The sequence below is a fragment of the Youngiibacter fragilis 232.1 genome, assembly GCF_000495435.3.
GTDB lineage: Bacteria > Bacillota > Clostridia > Clostridiales > Clostridiaceae > Youngiibacter > Youngiibacter fragilis.
Genome location: NZ_AXUN02000020.1, coordinates 1 through 753, shown reverse-complemented (window position 1 = coordinate 753; position 753 = coordinate 1). Strand labels below are relative to the sequence as shown.

At 45.3% G+C, this 753-nt stretch carries 1 protein-coding gene; it reads left to right on the top strand.

Features of this window, described 5'->3' with window-relative positions; all coding sequences use genetic code 11:
- Positions 1-504, top strand: a 504-nt coding sequence (locus tag T472_RS01430) for an IS91 family transposase (RefSeq protein WP_023863238.1), incomplete at its 5' end; no start/stop codon positions are given.
- Positions 505-753 lie beyond the last annotated feature (249 nt).

Sequence of the window (753 nt, the reverse complement as noted above, 5' to 3'; positions counted from 1 at the left end):
AAGCAACCGGAGAAGTTCAACGGATTCCTCTCCAATCTGTATTCCACGGAATGGGTACCTCACATCAAGGAGACCTTCAAGGGTGCTGCAAATGTAATCGAATATCTAGGCAGGTATACCCACAGGATTGCAATAAGCAACTCAAGGATAACCGATGTCGGAGAAACCTCAGTGACCTTCAAGGTTAAGGACTATAAGTCCGGCTCGAATACAGAATTAACCCTTAGCAATGAGGAGTTCATAAGGAGATTCCTCATGCACGTGCTTCCTAAAGGGTTCGTAAAGATCAGGCACTATGGCATTCTAAGCAACAGGACAAAGCGGAAGAAGGTAGCCATCATCAGGGCATTGATTGGGGGTAGAGTGTACAAACCAATCTATAAGGACCTCTCAGGCCTCCAGCTTCTCAAGAAGATGTTCAGTATTGATCCTGGTGTATGCAGATACTGCGGTAGCTCAAACATCCGTCGGGAAAGCCTGAATGGTGTAAAGAAGCTTGAATGACCAGACGACCCAATATTTTCAAAAGCCCCACTACCGTGGGGCTGCGAAGCATGCCGTAAATTCTGAAATACTTCAAAAATCATTATTTCTGGTTAGTAGTGGTACCTTTTTTGTCATGTTCACGAGGCGTTGGGTATGATTGAATCCCCATAGTATCATGGTTGGTCTCGCGATTTCGTCCAATAGGAAAAATTGTATCGGGTCATCAGTGCTTCAATGCATCTGATGGCCTCTTCTTTTCCCCTCAGC